The organism is Neobacillus cucumis (assembly GCF_016908975.1).
GTDB lineage: Bacteria > Bacillota > Bacilli > Bacillales > Cytobacillaceae > Neobacillus > Neobacillus cucumis.
Map to the genome: position 1 here is coordinate 142,626 of NZ_JAFBEX010000004.1, position 20,597 is coordinate 163,222.

18 protein-coding genes and 3 pseudogenes are annotated in these 20,597 nt (G+C 35.1%); 5 read left to right on the forward strand and 16 right to left on the reverse strand.

Going from position 1 to position 20,597, the window contains the following annotated elements:
- Nucleotides 1-121 precede the first annotated feature (121 nt).
- Complete coding sequence (locus tag JOC76_RS06825; protein WP_205177009.1) at nucleotides 122-1,273, forward strand: SLC13 family permease; 1,152 nt, start codon at nucleotides 122-124, stop codon at nucleotides 1,271-1,273.
- A gap of 224 nt (nucleotides 1,274-1,497) precedes the next feature.
- Here the strand turns inward: JOC76_RS06825 and JOC76_RS06830 are convergent, their stop codons facing one another.
- The 3 genes from JOC76_RS06830 to JOC76_RS06840 all read right to left on the reverse strand — a co-directional run bounded on the left by JOC76_RS06830 (nucleotide 1,498) and on the right by JOC76_RS06840 (nucleotide 3,801).
- On the reverse strand, nucleotides 1,498-1,893 hold the full coding sequence (locus JOC76_RS06830; protein WP_205176849.1) for an acyl-CoA thioesterase: 396 nt from the start codon (nucleotides 1,891-1,893) through the stop codon (nucleotides 1,498-1,500).
- A 452-nt stretch (nucleotides 1,894-2,345) separates the two neighbouring features.
- On the reverse strand, nucleotides 2,346-3,203 hold the full coding sequence (locus JOC76_RS06835) for an MBL fold metallo-hydrolase (protein ID WP_205176850.1): 858 nt from the start codon (nucleotides 3,201-3,203) through the stop codon (nucleotides 2,346-2,348).
- 25 nt (nucleotides 3,204-3,228) lie between these two features.
- Complete coding sequence (locus JOC76_RS06840) at nucleotides 3,229-3,801, reverse strand: histidine phosphatase family protein (RefSeq protein WP_205176851.1); 573 nt, start codon at nucleotides 3,799-3,801, stop codon at nucleotides 3,229-3,231.
- A gap of 140 nt (nucleotides 3,802-3,941) precedes the next feature.
- Here JOC76_RS06840 and JOC76_RS30835 point away from each other — a divergent pair.
- Nucleotides 3,942-4,073: pseudogene (locus JOC76_RS30835) on the forward strand (AraC family transcriptional regulator); the annotation flags it as partial.
- 117 nt (nucleotides 4,074-4,190) lie between these two features.
- Here the strand turns inward: JOC76_RS30835 and JOC76_RS06845 are convergent.
- From JOC76_RS06845 to JOC76_RS06900, 12 genes and pseudogenes are all read right to left on the reverse strand, one after another.
- Entirely contained in the window at nucleotides 4,191-4,949 is a 759-nt protein-coding gene (locus tag JOC76_RS06845) for an SDR family oxidoreductase (protein ID WP_239557588.1), read from the reverse strand.
- A gap of 2 nt (nucleotides 4,950-4,951) precedes the next feature.
- Nucleotides 4,952-5,075, reverse strand: a pseudogene (locus JOC76_RS06850) (aldo/keto reductase); the annotation flags it as partial.
- A gap of 110 nt (nucleotides 5,076-5,185) precedes the next feature.
- Nucleotides 5,186-6,610, reverse strand: coding sequence for a 6-phospho-beta-glucosidase (locus tag JOC76_RS06855; RefSeq protein ID WP_205176852.1), 1,425 nt, complete (start codon nucleotides 6,608-6,610; stop codon nucleotides 5,186-5,188).
- 13 nt (nucleotides 6,611-6,623) lie between these two features.
- A complete protein-coding gene (locus JOC76_RS06860) occupies nucleotides 6,624-8,480 on the reverse strand; it encodes a beta-glucoside-specific PTS transporter subunit IIABC (protein WP_205176853.1) in 1,857 nt (618 codons plus the stop codon).
- Nucleotides 8,481-8,893: 413 nt separating this feature from the next.
- A complete protein-coding gene (locus JOC76_RS06865; RefSeq protein WP_205176854.1) occupies nucleotides 8,894-9,784 on the reverse strand; it encodes a MurR/RpiR family transcriptional regulator in 891 nt (296 codons plus the stop codon).
- A 114-nt stretch (nucleotides 9,785-9,898) separates the two neighbouring features.
- Nucleotides 9,899-10,102 carry a dsRNA-binding motif domain-containing protein gene (locus JOC76_RS06870; protein ID WP_205176855.1) on the reverse strand — a complete coding sequence of 68 codons (204 nt, stop codon included), beginning with the start codon at nucleotides 10,100-10,102 and terminating at the stop codon, nucleotides 9,899-9,901.
- A 359-nt stretch (nucleotides 10,103-10,461) separates the two neighbouring features.
- Nucleotides 10,462-11,151, reverse strand: a complete 690-nt coding sequence (locus JOC76_RS06875; protein WP_205176856.1) for a Na-translocating system protein MpsC family protein — start codon at nucleotides 11,149-11,151, stop codon at nucleotides 10,462-10,464.
- 861 nt (nucleotides 11,152-12,012) lie between these two features.
- Nucleotides 12,013-12,903 carry a hypothetical protein gene (locus JOC76_RS06880; RefSeq protein WP_205176857.1) on the reverse strand — a complete coding sequence of 297 codons (891 nt, stop codon included), beginning with the start codon at nucleotides 12,901-12,903 and terminating at the stop codon, nucleotides 12,013-12,015.
- Nucleotides 12,890-13,720, reverse strand: a complete 831-nt coding sequence (locus tag JOC76_RS06885) for an arylamine N-acetyltransferase family protein (RefSeq protein ID WP_205176858.1) — start codon at nucleotides 13,718-13,720, stop codon at nucleotides 12,890-12,892. The genes JOC76_RS06880 and JOC76_RS06885 overlap by 14 nt, the downstream gene beginning before the upstream one ends.
- An 81-nt stretch (nucleotides 13,721-13,801) precedes the next feature.
- Entirely contained in the window at nucleotides 13,802-14,725 is a 924-nt protein-coding gene (locus JOC76_RS06890) for a DMT family transporter (protein WP_205177011.1), read from the reverse strand.
- Between the two features lie 40 nt (nucleotides 14,726-14,765).
- On the reverse strand, nucleotides 14,766-15,563 hold the full coding sequence (gene murI, locus JOC76_RS06895; RefSeq protein WP_205177012.1) for a glutamate racemase: 798 nt from the start codon (nucleotides 15,561-15,563) through the stop codon (nucleotides 14,766-14,768).
- Between the two features lie 76 nt (nucleotides 15,564-15,639).
- Nucleotides 15,640-16,500 (reverse strand): LysR family transcriptional regulator, encoded by an 861-nt coding sequence (locus JOC76_RS06900; RefSeq protein WP_205176859.1) that lies wholly within the window; start codon nucleotides 16,498-16,500, stop codon nucleotides 15,640-15,642.
- Between the two features lie 123 nt (nucleotides 16,501-16,623).
- Between JOC76_RS06900 and JOC76_RS06905 the strand changes: the two genes are divergently transcribed.
- The 3 genes and pseudogenes from JOC76_RS06905 (at nucleotide 16,624) to JOC76_RS06915 (ending at nucleotide 18,507) form a co-directional block, all read left to right on the forward strand.
- Nucleotides 16,624-17,808, forward strand: coding sequence for a YbfB/YjiJ family MFS transporter (locus tag JOC76_RS06905; protein ID WP_205176860.1), 1,185 nt, complete (start codon nucleotides 16,624-16,626; stop codon nucleotides 17,806-17,808).
- 56 nt (nucleotides 17,809-17,864) lie between these two features.
- Nucleotides 17,865-17,987 (forward strand): annotated as a pseudogene (locus tag JOC76_RS06910) (nitronate monooxygenase); the annotation flags it as partial.
- A gap of 52 nt (nucleotides 17,988-18,039) precedes the next feature.
- A complete protein-coding gene (locus JOC76_RS06915; protein WP_205176861.1) occupies nucleotides 18,040-18,507 on the forward strand; it encodes a DinB family protein in 468 nt (155 codons plus the stop codon).
- A gap of 504 nt (nucleotides 18,508-19,011) precedes the next feature.
- On the opposite strand, the gene JOC76_RS06920 is transcribed toward JOC76_RS06915, so the two are convergent.
- Entirely contained in the window at nucleotides 19,012-20,424 is a 1,413-nt protein-coding gene (locus JOC76_RS06920) for a family 43 glycosylhydrolase (RefSeq protein WP_205176862.1), read from the reverse strand.
- Nucleotides 20,425-20,597: the final 173 nt, after the last annotated feature.

The window sequence follows — 20,597 nt, forward strand, 5'->3', positions numbered from 1 at the left end:
CAAAAAAAACGCCATTTTTTCTATAATTTCATGGAAATGATGGTATTTTTTAAGTGCATTAAGGTTTCAAATGCAAGAAACAGGGGTGTGTAGTAGAATAGAAAGCACTGGAGGGGAATTGATGAAAGAATATATTTATGTGGAAAACGAAAAAAAAGTGAAATTGAAATTTGGAATCTTAAAAAAAGACATTGTATTTACCATATCACTCTTGTTAGCAATCGTAAGCTGTTTATTCCATGCACCAAGACTAGAATATATAAATTTTAAAGTATTAGTCAGTTTATTTAATCTTATGCTCGTAGTTAAGGCTCTGGAAGATCTTAAACTATTGGATAAGTTCGCCATTGCTATACTGAGTAAATGTCATAATAGTAAAAGTGTTTCAGCAATCCTAATTTTATTATGCTTTTTTAGTTCCATGCTTGTAACGAATGATGTGGCATTAATAACATTTGTACCCTTAACACTTATAATTAGTAAGATTATACAAACTTCTATGTTAGATACTATTATACTAGAGACAATTGCGGCTAACATCGGAAGCAGCCTAACTCCTATGGGAAATCCTCAAAATCTTTTCATATTTACTAACTATGGAATAAGGCCTATACAATTTTTCACAACAATCCTTCTATTAGTGGTTCTTGGAATTATTCTGTTATTCTTTTTTAATCAAAGATTGAATAGTAAAACATTAGAAATGGAACTTCCGTATATCACTATAAAAAATAAAAAAAGGGCAACCGTATGGGGAATACTATTTGGCATTATATCTGCATCCATACTAGGGGTTTTAAGCTACAAACTTGCGTTCATCATCGCATTGGGAACCGCATGTATACTTGATATAAAATTATTGAAGAAAATTGATTATTTATTGCTTATTACTTTTATATGTTTTTTTATATTTATAGGAAACATATCGGAATTAAAGGTAGTTCACACATTCGCTAGCGAAAATCTCAAAAGCCCCACATCTATCTTTTTCAGTTCCATAATTTTAAGCCAACTGATAAGCAATGTACCAGCTGCGATCTTTTTATCAAAATTCTCCGTGAATTGGCAGCCTTTATTAGTAGGTGTGAATTTAGGTGGACTTGGTACGATTGTTGCTTCCCTCGCAAGTGTAATTTCATTTAAACTTTTTATTAAGAGAGATCCACAAAAAAGTAAAATGTACCTTATAAGGTTTAGCTTATATAACTTTTCGATTTTAGCTCTTTTAACTCTTATTTATTATTTTACGATGAAAAATCAAAATTTCTTTTAATACAAAGTAATAGGTTTAAATAGCTTTGGGTCCTACTTATATAAAACCCAATTTCTCAAATTTTAATACTGAGAAATTGGGTTTTTTATATTGGGTTTGCCTTAACATATGCCTATAGGGGTACTCTTATCAATTTCATTGACTAAGTTATTACTAATCTAGTAGCCATTCATTCTGGTACGCATTGTTTTATCGCGCTACTGAGTTTCTTCTTATTACATATTTCACTTTTCATATAAATGTTTCGCCAGTTCTGTTCTTACATCTTGTGGTATCACTTCTGATTGTTGAATATTGTAATTAAAATACACATATGTTGCTGTTCCTTTAGCACAGATTTGGCCATTTTGAAACAATTCTTCATAAACGGTAAAACTTTTATTTCCAATTCTTTCAATCCATGCTTTTACCTCTACATTCGTATGAAGAAAAATTTGTCTTATGTAATCCACATTCATATTTACTAAAGCAACATTCAAATTTCCAAAAGATAAATCCGGAGTCAATATTTTATAAATTTCTCTTCGCCCTGCATCAAACCAAATAGGAACAACCGTATTATCAATGTGACCGGCCCCATTTGTTTCAGATATGCGGGGAATTATGATCGTTGAATACACCCAGCTTCTCTCCTTTTATTTATGACAATTTTACTTTCAATCCACCCTCTAATTTCTCTAAAGTATCTTTGAAAACCTGTCTTAAATTATTAATATTTATTAAATCCCCTTTTATTGGATGAATTTCACCATCGTTTGCTCCTAATTTATATTAAACAAAAAACCCTGTGAGATATACTGACAGGGAAGTTAACAGAAAGTTCAAAATAACGTATATTCAATTTAAGAAAAATAGACCAACAATGATAAATATAGTTTTTTTATCTTTAACATAACATCATAATACTAAAGAAGTTGCTTATTATGGCATTCTTAAAAGGAGAAATCACATGAAATCGTTCGTTTATAATTCGAAAAAAAATATACTATGCGCCCTCGAATTTACTTTTCTATATATGGCTCTTCTTTACGTAGAGATTCATACTGGATTAAAATCTTCTCCAAAGTAATCTTTAACTGTTGTCTTCAGAAGCCCTTACCCAAAATTTTTCACCGGGAGCAAGAACATGTAAGCGGCGTTCCCATTCGCTAATGCTAGGAGCCACTTCCATTGGGTTACCATTTAGAGCATCAATAGGAGTGTCATAAGTGCCATAGTGGTATGGGATTAAATGAGCATTCGAAAGATTATTGGCGACAGTCACTGCTTCTAGCCCTAAATGGTACGGATCTCTGGATACGTCGAGTAACAGTACGTCGATTCCCACCATCTGCAGATGTTCAGGTAATAGGCGCGTATCTCCCGTACACCAAATAGTGCCATCTGGTGTTTTAATAAGAAAACCGCAGCAATCTTCCGGTCCCCATGGTGCACCATATTTTTCTGGATTATTTTCTTGCCACGGATGATCAGCTGGAGTCGTTGTTATTTCAATTTGTCCTATTTTAAAGGTATCACCAATGCCAAAGGTTTTTGTTTGTATAGCCGGTACTCCTAACGTCTCTAATTTATTTACCACTGGAAGAGTGCCATAAAACAACACCTCCTTTTCTGCTAAAGCAGGAGGAGTGTATTTTCCAACATGGTCGCTGTCACCATGTGTGTAAAGGACTGCATCTAGATGTGGTACATCTTTTGCCTCAATCGGTAAAGGTACTCGCAACCGGAGTCCTAGTTCAACAGTGTTAGGCTTTTCCCTTTCCATTGAAATAACAGGGTCAATCATCACAACGGTTCCGTGTGAATTAATTAAAAATCCAGCTCCAGAAAGCCAGCTTACAAATGTATTAGTAGTTTTGGCAAAAGAATCTGATTCAAGGGGTTGAGTAGCAGGTGCAACAGCGTTTTGTTTAGATTCAGATAAACGCAATATTTTCATCTCCTAATTATCCTTGTTAAAACTGCGGTCTAATGACTTCAATTAATTTAAACCTTTTATCTTCATATTCATATTTGAAAATACAACAGTTTGAAAATCCCTTTGCTAGTTCTCCATCCGGATCCTGCCATTCACTTAAGAAATTGTAACATGCACCTGAATGTGACACAGCTAGAACAATGTGATGATCTCCCTTTTCCATTATTTCTGTACACGTTTTTACCATTCTATTTTTAACTTCAGTTCTCGATTCACCGCCATACGGTTCGAAAAATGTTTCAAAATCCTTTGGTCTTTTAGGATTTAAATCTTCACTTTCCCCTTCAAAGGAACCATGATTCATTTCTTTTAATTCCTTTAATCGTGTATAGGGTATACGATTATTTAGTATAATTTCTAATGTGTCGCCAGCTCTTTCTGAAGTAGAACTGTATGCATGATCTAATGGAATATTTTCGAAATATCCGCCTGCTACTTCCGCTTGTTTTCTTCCTAATTCTGTCAAAGGAGAATCACATGCGCCTTGAATTTTTCTTCTTACATTAAACAAAGTTTGCCCATGCCGCATTAAATAAAAAGTCTTCTTCATAATATCCCTCCCTGCTCTAACTATACAACAGCAAATAAAGAAACCCTTAACCTATTCATAACAAGCTTTTGCCTAATCCTCTCACAACCACAATAGACCAATATGCTATATAATGAGAATGTCGAAGATACAGGATAGTTGAAGTCGCATTTCGCGTAGGCTACGAAAGTCAATCGCAATTCACTCGTGAATATTCCCATATGTTTGGTTGTCCACCAAGAGAAGATATGAATCGAATGAGAGAAAAACACGAACAAAGAATCCACGCTTGAAGTTTATAGAAAAAAACCAATTCTCCAAAAAGGAGGATGTATAAAAACAACTAAAAAAACCAATTTTATCAACTTTAAAAATTGATAAAATTAGTTTTTCAAATTAATTGATTATCTTTATCTTTCCTGTAGTGTAGGGCGAACAATCATCTCACTAATTGATACTCGATCTGGAGTGTTAATGACAAAGAAAACTGCTTCAGCAATATCTTTTGCTTTCAATCCCCAATCTTGTTGAGACTTTTTTAGCGCTTCTCCAACTTCTTTATTATTAATGGTTGTGTACAATTCTGTTTCTACTGCACCTGGTGTAATCAATGTTGATTTAATATTGTTTTCTCTTTGTTCTTGACGTAAGCCTTCCATGATCGCCTTCACAGCAAATTTTGTACCACAATATACTGCTGAATTCGGATAAACTACATGACCTGCCACTGAATCTGTTGAAATAATATGACCCGACTTTTGAGAAATCATAATTGGTAATACTGCAGCAATACCATTTAAAACACCCATGATGTTTATATCCAACATACTTTTCCATTCGTCTAGTCTACCTTCACTCAAAGGAGCTGTAGGCATAATTCCTGCATTATTAAATAAAACATCAACTCGACCATATTTCTTAACAGTGAAATCAATTACTTTTTTTACATCATCAAATTGGGTAACATCTGCTGGTAAATAGTTAACACATTTGTCAGTTAATGAATTTACAATCTCTTGTAACTTCTCAAATCGTCTAGCAGCAATTACTATCTTTGCATTTTTTTCTGCTAATAGTCTTGTGGTAGCTTCACCAATTCCACTGGAAGCCCCCATGATAACAATAACCTTATCTTCCAATTTTTTCACCCTATTTTCCAACTCTGTCATTTTTGAACAACTTTATTCATCTCATTTCTATCTTTTACAGGTCCTCTATGATGGTGTAATCCCCATACATCCAAAACCCAATTCAGAAGTAACCATTCCATTTCTACCTAGAATTCGTTTATCCATATTACTTCTCCAATCCATTTTTTTGATAAAACAAAAGAATGGAACTAAGTACCAGTACCATTCTTTTGTCTTTTCATACACATTAAAGCTAACTTTAACGCAAGTATTCTTTATAAAACTTCACCATTTGAAGCAATTACTTTTTTATACCAGTCAAATGATTTTTTCTTTGTACGATTCAACGTACCATTTCCTTCATCATCTCGATCTACATAAACAAATCCGTAACGTTTACTCATTTGTCCTGTACTTGCGGCAACTAGGTCTATACAACCCCAAGTTGTGTATCCTAAAAGTTCTACACCATCAATTTCTACAGCATCTTTGAATGCTTGAATATGTTTCTTCAAGTAATCTATACGGTAATCATCTTCCACATACCCGTTTGAGTCTGGTGTATCAATCGCACCTAGTCCATTTTCTACAATAAACAACGGTTTTTGATAACGATCATACATTTGATTCAATGAATTTCTTAATCCTAAAGGATCAATTTGCCATCCCCACTCTGTTGATGGTAAGTGTTCATTTTTGATTGATGGGAATAAGTTTCCAGTTGCATGAGCATAATCTTCTGGATGAGCACTAACAGTTCTTGAACAATAGTATGAGAAAGTTACAAAATCTACTGGCGAAGCAGCGAGAATATCTTTATCTCCTTCTTCCATTTGAATATTCAAACCTTCTCGTTCAAATTTTTTCAATGCGTAGCTAGGATATTTTCCGCGTGCTTGTACATCGATAAAGAAATAACCTTCACGATCACGATTAATTGCTTCTTGATAATCCTCTGGTCTACAAGTATATGGATAGTGACTTCCACCTGCTAACATACAGCCAACCATATTATTTGGATCAACCTCATGAGCAATTTTTGTTGCTAGAGCACTAGCAAGTAATTGATGATGTGCTGCTTGATACTTAATTTCTAATTTATTATCGCCATCTTGGAATACGATTCCTCCACCTACAAATGGTTGATGTAATAGGATATTGATTTCATTGATAGTCAACCAGTATTTCACTAAACCTTTGTATCTATTTAAAATAGTTTCTGCATAACGAGAGTAAAAATCTACTAATTTACGATTTTTCCAACCACCATATTCTTTAATCAAATGTACTGGTACATCAAAATGAGCAATTGTTACTAAAGGCTCTATATTGTGTTTCTTTAATTCATGAAAAATGGACTCATAAAAAGCAAGTCCTTCTTCATTTGGTTCTAAATCATCTCCATTTGGAAAAATACGAGACCAAGATAAAGACATTCGATAAACTTTGAAGCCCATTTCTGCAAATAGTTGAATATCTTCCATATATCGGTTATACATATCAATTGCTTCTTTTGCGGGATAATAATATCCCTCTTTCCATTCAAGCATTTCTAAGTCACCAGCAGCTACTTTTTTACGATCTGGACCGGTGGGGAGTAAGTCTACATTAGATAGACCACGCCCACCTTCAAGTACGCCACCTTCTGCTTGATTGGCAGCAGTCGCGCCGCCCCATAAAAAATCTTTGCTTAATCCCATTTTAAATCTCTCCTTAAACTACGATTACTAGTACATCCTCCGCTTTACCTACATTTCCTTGTGCAATTGTCTCAATAGATGAATATTGTGGCGTATTTGTTACAACAACAGGTACTTGAGTAGAATATCCAGCTCCTTGAATTTTTTTCATATCAAAGGTTAGTAACAATTGCCCTTTTTTAACTTCTTGATTTGCTTCAACTAAAGCATCAAAATATTGTCCGTTTAATTCAACAGTATTCAAACCAACATGAATTAAAATTTCTACACCAGTATTGGACACAAGCCCAATAGCATGTTTTGTAGGGAAAAGTGCAACTACTTTCCCATCAAATGGAGAGTATACTTTTCCTTCTGAAGGTTCAACTGCAAATCCTTTTCCTAGCGCTTCTGAAGCAAAAGCTTCATCTTTCACTTCACTCAAAGGAATAACGGTTCCCGGAATTGGACTATTCAAGTGAGTATCTCCTAAAATAACTGGTTTAATTTCTGGAACTTCAGTTACTTCTTCGTCTTTTTCAAATTTAAAACTTAAAACATAAGTTACAATAGCAGTTACAACAGCAGAGATGATTAACGCAATAATGATGTTCCAGAAGTATTTCATTGTATCGTCACCGATATATAATAGAACTGCAGGTAAACCAGATGAACCTGTTGCAAAGCGGTGAGTATTTGTTAATCCTGCATATAATCCACCAGATGCACCACCAATCATAGCAGCGATTAATGGATATCGTTTAGGTAAGCTCACACCATATAAAGCAGGTTCTGTAATTCCCATATAAGCTGTAATAGAACCTGATGTAGCAATTTGTCTTGTTTTTTTATTTTTTGTTCTAAATGCCACAACTGCAACTGCAGTTGCTTGAGCAATATTTGATACTAATGCACCCGGTCCAAAAATACTATCGTGTCCAAGTTGAGCCATTTGCATTACACCTAATGGCGCTATACCATTATGCAAACCAAACATAACCATAATTGGTAAGAAGCCACCGATTAAAACGGCTGGTACCCAGCTTGCATTTACACTTAGGAAAGTAAAGAATGAAGCTAAATATCCACCGATAATACTACCAATTGGACCTAAGATTGAAAATGCCAGTGTCCCCATGATAAGGAATGTCAACATTGGAACAAAAACTAGTTGTACAGATTTGGGAATAACTCTATTTAAGAATTTTTCAACATAATACTGGCAAAAAATAACAATAATAATTGGAATAACTGATCCAGTGTATGAAGCTAACTTAAATGGAATAACCCCAAAGAAATGTACAGGATTACCTGCTGTTACAAGTGCTCCCCAGTTTGGGTGCATCATCATAGCAGCTACTGAAACGGCTAAAATAGGATTACATCTGAGTTTTTGAGCCACTGTGTAGGCTAAAATCATTGGCAAGAAGAAGAAGACTCCATCTGCAAATAGATTTAGCATATAATACGTTTGAGACTCATTAGTAATAACTTTAAGAACAACTAAAAGTGCTAAAACAGCCTTAACCATCCCCGCCCCAGATAATGCTGGGATAACAGGTTGAAACACACCTGATACAAAATCAATGACAGCAGAAACAGGACTTTTCTTTTCTGAAACTCTATCATTTGAAGAGACAACATCAATATTCTTTTCGACTTCTTCAAAGACATCTTTTACATGAGTGCCAATGACAACTTGATGTACACCTGCATTGTTAATATACTTAGTAACACCATCTAAAACTTCAAGCTTATCTTTGTTTATCTTTGATTCATCTGCTAATTTAAAACGTAATCTTGTTTGGCAATGATAAGCTTCAGTAATATTGTCTTTTCCACCTAATTGCTCAACAATATCCTGAGCTAATTTTTCATATTTTTTACTCATACAAGCCACTCCTAAATTAATTTTAAGAAAGTTTTATGTTGTCACCGGTATGACATAAGATTTCTTCTGAATGAACTTTAACACCTTTTGATGGCGTTTCCAATACATATTCGACAACTCGAAATCTGTTTCATGTTTATTTTTTTTTGAAGCCTTTTTATGAAATTTGTTTCATTTCCAATAAATAAAGCTTTTTAATTTATTTATCTGGACTAAGAGTTTACTTCAAATGTTATACGCTATTACAAGGAGCGATTTTCAATGGATAAACTTCTATAATTAATGAGACATGTTGAAACAATATTTAATAATCATAGAAAAGTACAAGGATCCTGAGGTTCTCCTTGTACTAAAAAAAACCAAATAAAAAAAACAAAACGATCTACACTACTAAATCGTTTTGTTTTTTCATTTTAAAATTCCTCAGAAATATCTTTAAAAGTAGTCATTCTACGCGATTCTAAAGTTCGGGAATTTTCAATCTTCATTTCCATATTGTGATCATAGTCTAACGCAAAAATCTTCGCATATAAGACATTTAGTATGAATAAGATGGACTCCTCTGTCGAAAAATTGGAAATCTTAGAGTATAACTTTTCTCTACTTGAAACATTAAAAACGATTGTTGAATAGTCCCTAAGATAATTCTCTCCTCCACTGGTAATACTTATTATCGGAACATGATTATTTAAAAGCCATTTAACATTTTTCATAGGGTACGTATCTGCATTATTACCTGAATACGATATAATCACAGCACAATCTTCACTAGTTAAAGTGTTGGAAATTAGTCCTGATTCATCACCGTCTGCCATAAATGCTTTTTTATGAATCGTGTTTAAATTTCGCTTAAACAGTTCTCCAAAATAGGAATTAGGACTTCTTCCATATATAATAATATTATTTGCTTGGCTAATAATTTTTGCAGCTCTACTTATATCATCTACTGACATTAAAGAACTTGTTTCTTTAATCGTTTGAATTCGTAAGTTTGCTATATTTTCTATAATTTCCAAAGTGTCTGCGGAACGAGTAAATGGGATATTAGGATCTATTTCAAAAGTATTTTCTTCAAAATGGACCACTTCATGCGTAAAAGCATACATAAATTCAGTCCATCCCGAATAATCAAAGTATTTAGCAAATCGTACTAAAGTCGCTTTAGAAGTGTGGGTTAATTTGGCAATTTCATCCATTGAGTAATTGGGTAATTCTTCTCTATTTGCTAATAAAAATTCACCAATAGTTCTTCTTGCATCAAACTGCTTGAATACAGCTTCTTCAATACGTTGAAAAAGATACATTATTAATCACACTCCTAAAACTTACTAATACTTAATTTTAATCAAATTTCGTAAATATCTCAACTTCACTATTTTTAATTTTAAAACCATGATTCATTATTTTACTAAGTAATTTCAGAACAACATCGGTACTATACTTATTCCACCGTTACGTTTATGGACAATAAAAAAAGCTCTTCGAATGAAGGGCTTACTTGTTACTGGACTTTCACTTGTTTCAAATAAAGAGTCATAGATTCCCCTTTTTTGAATTTCATCTAATAACAGTTGTAAAAAAGATTGATCTAGTCTCTGCTCATTAGACAGTGTTTTAAACATGAACTGTATCTTTCCCTTAAACAAAAAGTCAGGGGCTTCAATCTCCCAACCAAATTTAATTATAACGTGAAAACAGAGAAAAAGACACCATTCTAGAAATGTCGCTCGAAGAGCCAAAAATCATGAGCACATGATAAGTGCCATGGTTTTTACAACCAGCAAAGTCGTAAAGTCTACAAAGTCGCTTAGGTAAATTTATAAAAGTTTCGCTCAAGCACACGTTAGCCATCCATGAAGCAGAGCTTCACCACAAAGGATGGAGGTTAAACGTGTTCTTCCATGGTAGTTAAAATGAAACATTTCACAATATAACCTATATATATAAAAAGGGTTCAGGAGAACCCTTTTTATACACCCAATTAGCTAAGAAAAAAATAAGTTAGACTTCTATCCTCTTTTAAATTCCAATCTACAAAAATATCTGTAATTGGCTTTTTAAATATTTCTTCAAAACGCCCATGTTGGTGGAGATATGTTTTTTCCAACTTATCTTTTGTAACTAGAAGTGCTTGTTCATATCCGTTTTGAATTAGTGCTTTTTCAATCGGAACTAATATTCCATAACGTTTCACCAAAAAAAGCTTTGGAGTTATTTGAAAAGCTTCGATTTTGTCTGGTTTTTTTTCAGTTAAAATACTTAAACGCTCTATTTCATCAATAAAACCATTATACTCTGGAATTTGCCCAACTGGTTCAAACGATGAGACTTCTTTTTCAAAAACAACAGTAATCATGCCAGTATTATTAAGATAGTTCCAGTCATGATAGAGGCTTCCCACATCCTGCTGAAATTCTAATTCGAGAATTCCCTTCAACTCTGTAAGTATTGTTTTCATAACAATATCTCGTGAAATTTTAGCATTGTTGATGTCCTTATTTTCTATTAAAACAATTTCCATTGGTGAAAGAAATTCTCGTATGTATAAAACAAAAAAACGACTTTTAGCAAAGGCGTGGCAGGAAAGTGGACCCTTCCCAAAGTTTTTTCTTAGCAACTTACTAATAAAGCTGCTTATTTCCATAAGTTTTGGTTGGATTGAAGTAGCCATTGTGTGCATCACCTACATGAAAAAAGATTGATTAAATTCTGTTAACTTTTATTATATTGATAAAACAGAGATATAGGAAGTCAGAAGTAGAATACAATATTATCCATTTTGGAGTTTTTTCAGCAATATCCCTATATACACATTTCTATGTATTGCAGTTTTAGACCCGTACATTCAGAAGTTCGTCAGCTTAACCTTTTTCTTTTAGGCTTTACCGATTATCACTTTATCAGAAAACAACCTATTCGGGTTAATTAGTAGAACCAAAACTCATTTTAAAAAACAAAGTAACATTTTTGATAATCAACACTGTTTTTAATGCAATAAAGGATTGATTCAAATAGATTACCAGCTAATTCACTAAGCCCCCCAAAAAAATAATTAATAAAAAATCCAAATACCTTAACGTACGGATATTGGATTTTTTCGTGTCGTTTTGCTTAACTTACAAAATATGCGATTATCTATACCAAAAGAGTAAAAACCTTGATTTAATAAGAGCTTTACATTGAAGCCATGTACACAACATACTCGTCTTGATAATGAACAACGCAGCATTGAATTCTAAAATCATTTGTTGCGTGAAGGCAATAAAACATCTCCTTAAGGCGATCACTATAAGTAATAAATGCCTTGGCTTTACTCGGATATGCATAGAATAGTACGGTTTAACAAAGCATGGATATTTAATGTCTAAATCACTGACAAGACATCACTACGTTGAACACGTTGAACACGTTGAATACTTTAGATCATTTTTTCTTCGTTAGATAATCCTCAGCAGTAATACTTTAAATTCTGCGGAAACAAAAAACGGTTCTGTCACTTCATTTTGAAGTAACAGAACCGTCCCAATAGGCATTAATGTGTAGCGACTTCTAATGCCTTTATCGGATCTGGGCTTGTGATTTGGTATGTCATTTCATGGTATTGCCATTCAATCGTCGTTTCCGGTCCCTGCTGCCAATTGCGTATGGTGATAACACCATTTTTTTGAGGTGCAGGCAGTGTATGATCATTTAAATACGCTACGATCTTTTGGGCTAATTTTAATCCATCTGGGTATATTTCATTTTGATATGTTGGGTCATTCGGGCTATCCACATTAATGCTCCAGCTCCCTTCGTTCCAAAGAATATAAGAGTGCCCCATAGCACCATCCATCGTGCCTTTTATACTTTGACCAAGATCAACGGAATTTTGGGAAATATCAGCTTGAGTATAGCCACTAATCGCTTTTTCTGCACTAGCAATATCCTTGTATTCTGTTCCTTCAACAGTTGCAATTAGTGTCCCTTTAGAAGCATCCTGTGAATTAATGTTTACGGGAATATCGGTTTCATATAATTTTATCTGATAGTGCCACGCCTGCGAAGTAGTGGTGGCTGTTAGATACTTGCCTACATCTACAGGTACATTTTTTGGCATCATTAACGGGACTTTTGTTTTTAGTTGCTTGGCAATGTTATTTAACGCTTCTTGTTTTGTTTTGGGAGGTGTCTTTTGGTTTGTGCTGCCTGTTTGATCATTACCGCTGCTTTGGTTTGAACCACTATTCTGTGGTGATTGAACTCCATTAGTAGATTTTCCAGATGCTTGCCTGGTTTTATCTTGCTGTGATTGATCTGTATGATTTTCAACTGTGGAGTTGTTGTGCTGCGTTTGGGATGATGACGAGTTGTTTTCACAACCAAATAATCCAAGCAAAGAAATAGCTATAAAACTCGTACCAACAACCTTATATAGTTTCATTCCCGTGTCCTCCTTTCTTATTAGATTCAAGTATATCTGCATCCATGCCAAAATTCCCCTTAATTAGCTCGTTGAACATCGTCTTATCGATTTCTTTCGTTTGTACTTTTCCATCTATCCATTCTGTGAACGAGGTATCTGTTAAAATGATGTTTCCTCGTTCTGTTAGCCTAGTCACTAATGGTTTCTTATTAAAACGAGATGCGGGATGCTCCAATATGATTTTTTGTACCTCATTAAGTTCCGATAGATTCTTAACTACTTTTGTGGTATCAAAAGCATAACCAAGCTTCCAATCATCGTGTTTATGTTTTAACTTCATATATAAAACGTAATCACCATATTCATGGTTGGTCTTTTCCACTCTGAATTCGCCATTACTCGATTTTACGGTATCCCCATTTAATGGCACTGGTTTTAATGGTAAGTTTCCTCCGAATCCAGTATCGACCAAATATTGTTGAGCATTGTAAGTTATGATAATGACTACATGTGTTCTTCCCGTTTTACTCCACTGTTGATTGATAGGGTCAGATGTGACACCTTGAAAGAGGTTGGCATTGAAGCCATTTTCAACTAAGAATAAATAAAAAATAGTATTTAGTTCATAACATAGCCCACCCTCATTTCGATTGAGTATTTTGTTGACTAAATTCTCTTTTGTAATGTCAGTTGTCCTGTTCTTTATGACACACAAATTTTCAAATGGGATTTCTCTAGCAGTCTTTTCAAGAATACTAGACAAATTTTCAAAGGTCACATTCTCGGTTGTTGGGACACCTATTCTATGAAGAAACAGCTTGCTTAATTTGTCCATTTATCATTTACCCCCTAAATATCTAGAGTAGCCTCATATTTGAGTAAAACCACGTTTTATTTTAATGTCAAAGTGACATCTTTAAGCAGGGCTTTTATTTGACTCGGAATCAAGCTCTCCCTTGACTTTTTTAGGATTAAGTTGGAGATTAACACAACAAATACTAACAACAATCAACAATAGCCCAGCCAAGAGTTTCAGTGTAATGGCTTCGTGCAGCATAAAGGAGCTGCACATTATCGCAATAAGAGGAATAAGGAAAGTATAAGAGCCAACTTTACTAGCTTCTCCTGAACCTACCAAAGTGAAATAGGCAAGCCATCCAAATGCGATAACAAAGATGGCGATGAAAAGCAGGTTTGCTATAAATGGTAATTTCCATTCAATACTGGACCAACTTTCAAAACCTGAACCGATGCAAAGCAAGAAGATCCCGCCGGTGATAAGCTGAAGTGTCACCATCCAAATGGAATCTACTAGATTACCTATTTTCTTCACAAATACGGTTCCTAATGCCCATCCAAGGGCAGAGCCAAGCGCAAACAGAATTCCTGCCGCAGAAATATCTCCCGAAAAACCGCCGGAACTTATGACACCTACACCTACAAAGCCGAGAATTAATCCTATGACTTTTAAAGTATACATGGCTTCTCCAAGCCATATCCAGGAAAAAAGGCCAAGCAAAACTGGTTCTATAAACACTATTGCGGAAAATAACCCGGCAGGCATATATCTTAATCCGACCGATTGCATCCCGTAAAAAATAATGATGTTAAGAATGGCTGAAATAACATAAAAAAACCAGGTTTCTTTAAATCGAAGCTGCTTATATCTTGGCAATGCAAATCCGAGTAAAATAAAGCCTCCGAGGACCGTTCTAAGCCCAGCAAACAGGATTGGCGGAGTGTAGCTCAGTGCGATTTTGGACAATGGCCAATTAATGCCCCAGAGAATGACAAGAAAACAAAGCAGCAGAACCGTTCTTGATCTTGAATGTTGTTTCATTTCCAACTAAACCTCCTGGTATTATACCAATACAATGACGTTAAACACCCATTGTTAAAGAATGAATCTTATCTAACATGACCAATAACTCATTATAATTAGCTAAAGTTTCTTTATCTTCTACTTTATGACCAGATTTAAAAAATAAAATATCCCCTTTTCCATCGTTAATTTGATTCCTTGCTTCAAGTATTCGTTTTAAGTTCTTAGCAGTTCCAATACTGCCAGAAATAATGTCCACTTCTCCAGGAAATATTTTTCTAATACTATTCTCAAAATACGGGAAATGTGTACATCCAAGAACAATCGTGCCGTATTGCTTTAAATCAAACGAGGATAGTTTTTCTTTTAAATATGGTACAACTTTCTCTTCTCTAAATTCAAAATTCTCAGCGAATTGGACAAGACCAGGAAGAGGTAGACTTTCAACAATATCTTGCTGATCTATACTTTTCAAAAGGTTATGAAACTTTTCCTCTCTGAGAGTCAAATTAGTTGCCAACACTAATACTTTCTTTCGTTTTCCCTCGCAGCTTTGAACAGCAGGTTTTACGGCTGGTTCAATCCCCAAAATAGGAAAATCATACTTTTGGCGAAGATCATCTACTGCAATACTGGTTGCAGTATTACAAGCAATGACTAATGCTTTAATCCCTTGATGAGCCATAAAATCAACTGCATTAAAAATATATTCCCTTACTTCATCTTTTGGTTTTTCACCATATGGAACGTGTAAGGTATCTGCATAAAAAATGTAATCTTCATTCGGTAAAAACCTCAATGCTTGGTGAAGTACAGTCATTCCACCTATTCCAGAGTCAAAAAAACCAATTCTCATTACTTTCACTCTTCTCTTTAATTCATTTTTCTTCTTTTTTATCATGCTTGTTCTTTCATCTACTCGACAAGCCGACCTAATCACTTAACATATCAATAAATTTTAATAAAGACGTTGGTAAATAATTTTCTTTTCGATAGATAAACATTGTTTTGACTTTTCCATAACCATTCGGTAATGAATGCTGTCTAAGGGAACCCTCTTGTATATGTTTTGCAATGACACTGTAAGGAAGCATACTTATGCCTAGACCAGCAAATACACAACCGACGATGCCATCCAAAGTGCCAAATTCCATTATCTTATTGGGTAACATCTTCTCTTGGAGTAGCCATTGTTCAAACTTTTCCCGATAAGCACATCCTTTATGAAAAACAAGCAGTGTCCTTGTTTGAACATCTTTGATTGAAGATATAGGAGGATGATCCTTATCTGTAATGAGAACTAGTTCTTCTTCAAATACTTCTTTCTGAATGAGATCAGGGTGATTGATAGGTCCGGCCACAAATGCCCCATCAAGTTCATACTGAAGAACAGCTTGAATATTTTGTTCAGTAGAACCTGTTTTTAAAGTTAAATCTACCTCTGGAAAGTCTTTATGATACTTTGAAAATAGGACTGGTAAGCGAACGGCGGCGGTTGTCTCCATTGAACCAATAATTAAAGGGCCTCTTGGCGTTTGATCATCTATCATTATATTTTTCGTTTCCTCGATAAGATTGAATATTTTTTCTGCATATGTTAACAACAGGCTTCCTTTAGTTGTTAATACAGTTCCACGATTATGTCTATAGAAAAGGGTTGTTTGAAGATCCGATTCCAACTGTTGAATTTTCATCGTGATATTAGACTGAGCATATTGAAGTTCTCTTGCTGCTTGTGAAATGCTCCCCAGCTTTGCAACAGTTTGGAAAATCTTTAATGTATGCAAATCCATCAAAATCCTCACCTCTTTTTTTGCCATCTGAATAACTGATAGCCAACATCAATATTATGTATTATTCAATATACCAGATAAGAGATATGATTTAAATAAAATCATTTTATTGGAGGTTTTTATTTGAAGAAGCAATCTTTTCTTTTTTTAATAGGGGGAATACTGTCACTAATTATTGCTATGGGGATTGGAAGGTTTGCCTATACTCCCATTCTTCCACTTATGCAAAAAGATCTTTCTTTTTCGAATACGGTTGCTGGATATATCGCATCAAGTAATTACGCTGGATATTTGCTTGGAGCAATTTTAGCAGGAGCGATACCTTTGAAGAAGTATCGAGTGATTATCTTAAAAATAAGTCTAATCATCAGTATCTTAACCACTGCCCTCATGGGGCTAACATACTCTCATTTCCTTTGGTATATACTTCGATTTCTATCGGGGGTTTCCAGTGCTTATGTGTTGGTCCTAGCCTCTGGTATCGTGTTAGATAAACTTGCTGTTATAAGCAAAACCAGTTGGTCGGGTTTATTCTATGGAGGGGTAGGATTGGGAATTCTTTTATCCAGTTTACTTATTCCGACTTTAAACCGTCTATTTCAGTGGGAAGGTACATGGATAGGATTAGCTGTTGTTAGTGGAATCCTAGCTAGCTTCGTATGGATCTGGCTCGATGAAGCTCCAAACGATCTTGAGATGCAAAATAAACAAGAAACTTTTGCACTTGTCCCCCCAACTAAATGGCTCCTATGGTTGACTATTGCCTATGGTTTAGAAGGATTGGGTTACATTGTTACAGGAACGTTTATCGTATCTATCGCTGAAAAGACCTCATACTTTCAAAATGATGCCACCTTAGTTTGGATGATGGTTGGTTTGGCTGCGATTCCCTCCTGTCTTATCTGGTCTATCCTATCTAAAAAATGTGGTCATGTTAAATCCTTAGTTCTTGCAATGGTATTGCAATCCTTGGGTATGGCGATGCCAGCTTTTTGGATTTCAAAAACTAGTTTTATCATAAGTGCTTTATTATTTGGAGCAACGTTTATGGGTATCACTACACTTGCTACAACTTTGGGACGACACATGAATCCCTCTAATAGCAGTCGAACAATCGGCATTCTGACCGCTATTTATGCTTTTGGACAGTTGATAGGGCCAATCCTTGCTGGAGTCTTATCATCATTCACTCATAATTTTACTACTGCTTTGATAGGAGCATCTAGTGTCGTTTTAATTGGGGCAGGAATGCTTTTAAATGGAATTCAGTTTGAGAAGAAATCTAAAGGAATATTGATCAGTAAGTAAAAATGAATTACGGGGTGTGAAATTATGTTAAATAATGAAATGACAAACTTTTAAAAATTGAGTATCCCATTATTCAAGCTCCAATAGCTGGAGGAGTAACCACTTCGAAAATAGTCGATGAGGTTTCAAATTCTGGTGGTCTAGGGATGATGGGAGCAGGGTATATGACCCCTGTTCAACGGTCGAATCATTAATTAAAGATATTGTAGCAGAAATTAAGGAGGAAATAAGATGAACAACTACATTTTTAAACAATTACGATTTGTTCGAGAAAACACAATTAATTGCGTCACAGAAATTAATGATGAAGCATCACTGTTTATTCCAGAAGGATTCAATAATAATATAAAATGGAATATAGGTCATATATATGTTGTGCAAGAAAAGTTCGCATATTTTTTTATAAAAGAAAAAATGATTATGCCCAATAACTTTTTGGAATTATTTACTACAGGCACAAGTCCCATCAATTGGGAGAAGCAGGAGCTACCAACGATTAGCGAATTAATCCAATTGTTAAAAAATCAAATCGACAGGATCGAACAAGTATTGGAATTTCGGTTAAAAGAAGTTATCGAGAAACCTTTTACTACGTCAACAGGACTTACTTTATCAACAGTAGAAGAATTACTCAGTTTTTGTTTATATCATGAAGGCATGCATTTTGCAACCATAAAATCGTACCAACTTATTATTTAGAGTGAGAGAAAGAATAAGTGTATTTAAATATATATCATCTATCGATTAGGACATAAAACCATCAAAACAACTACAGATACCTATCTTGAGTTCACAGAAAAAATAGAAGAAGACGAACTTCAAAAGTTCGCCTCCTACATTTAAATCGGCACGCCGACAATTATAAAATTCCCTCAAAACCCTTGATATACAAAGGGTTTTTCTTTATTATCCAATAGAACCTTCCATCTCGAATTTGAATAATTTTGTTTAAAACAGCATGAAATAATATATATATAAACGTCTAAAGCCTGTATAAAGCAAATTTTTTTAATAACTTAATATACAAAATAAATTCATTTCGGCATGAAATCGGCACGGTTCAAGGCAAGTACTGATGCCGCATAATAAAAAGAGAACCCATAGACTACAATCTGTTGTTCTTTTAATTTGTTACTCATATTTTTTACTCATATTTTTTACTCAACAGTATGTGGTATTTCTTTCGGAAAATGTAAGTAAAGTTTATTCCAAAGTAAAAGAAGCGAGACTCGCGTTACCGATCCCAGTATAAGTAAAATACAATGCCTGTATGCCATCAGGAATGGTTATATCAGCGGAATATTCTGTCCATATGTTCGTAAATCCAACCGGTATTTTTCCGAGGGCGGGCCCGTTCCATGATGTTTTGACTTCAAAAGTTCCATTGGCATACCCGCGCACCTTGATTTTGACTTTTCGAATTCCGTCGCATTGGAAATATTTAAAACCTGCTGTCGCAGAATCCCTCATATTAGCAATGTATCCAATTTCTTCGTCCCCATCTCTTCCATCCTGTGTAATTTTCGGAAACCGTCCGTCCATCCATGCCCCAAGAGAACCCGAATACAATTCCTCATCTTTATAGAATAGATTACAAGCCACATAAGCTGGATATTCTCCGCGTCCCACTAGTGGTCCTCCATTGGGCCCGCAGGATGTCATCTCTACTTGAGGTATTGTGCCATCCTCCCTAAATTCAATCGGTTCAACACAGCCCTGTCGACTGTAAACTGTTCCGTTGGTATGCCTGTGATAAAAGATGTACCATTTCCCATTCATTTCAACTATGCTGCCATGATTATTGTGACCATAATACATAGGCTTATCCGCTGGTTTGTAAGTATCGATATGAAGATCGGCATTGCTTATGATGACTCCCTGGTAGACAAAGCCTTCTGTCGGATGTTTGCTAGTCGCATAGCAAAGCTCATGCATGACGATAGAGGAGTAGATAAAATAATAAGTATCGCCTTTTTTCCTTATGGATGGCGCTTCAAAAAACTCATGTCCTTCGTACCCGCTGCCTTTACTGTAGGGCTCACTTGGTGAAATAAAAACTGGTTCTTCCATAATGGTAAGCATATCCGGACCAATGACCGTCGCCATAGCACCTTTTCTTGATTTGTCTCCTGCTGCACAAAAGCCTGTGTACAAATAGGTTGTGTCACCTTCGGTCAATACCCCTGGGTCGAATTGAGGCTGGTCGCCCTCTCTTTCTCCCAAGCGTGTTCCATCTGAATAATGTACATAACCGTAAAATTCGTAACGGCCCGCCGGCGAATCACATACGGCTACCGAGACAACAGGGACTTTGTCTAGCACATAATAGAGATAATACCGATTATCTGGACCTACTGTAACATCTGGTGCAAAAAGACACATTCTGCCATCAGGATTGAGTGGATCATCTGTTTTTTTGTAAATGATACCTTCATAGCGCCAATCACCTAAATTATCCACTGGTGCCGACCAGCACACATAATCGTTTATACAAAAGACATGCCCGTTAAAACGATCATGAGAGCCATACACATACACTCTATCATTAAAAACATATGGTTCTCCATCAGGAATATATTCCCACGATGGAAGATACGGATTGAATCCTTGCTTCATCGTTACTCCACTCCTTGGATCTTATAAAAAGGTTACTTTCACAGCATAAGTTTTTTTATACAGGTCTCCCCAAAACATAAGCTTTGAAAGAAATCAGGATTTTGTTTTAGCTTTTTATTGAGAGAGCTACCTTGCCTCTCAGGCCTGTTGTTCTATTAATTTTCTGTAGTAAA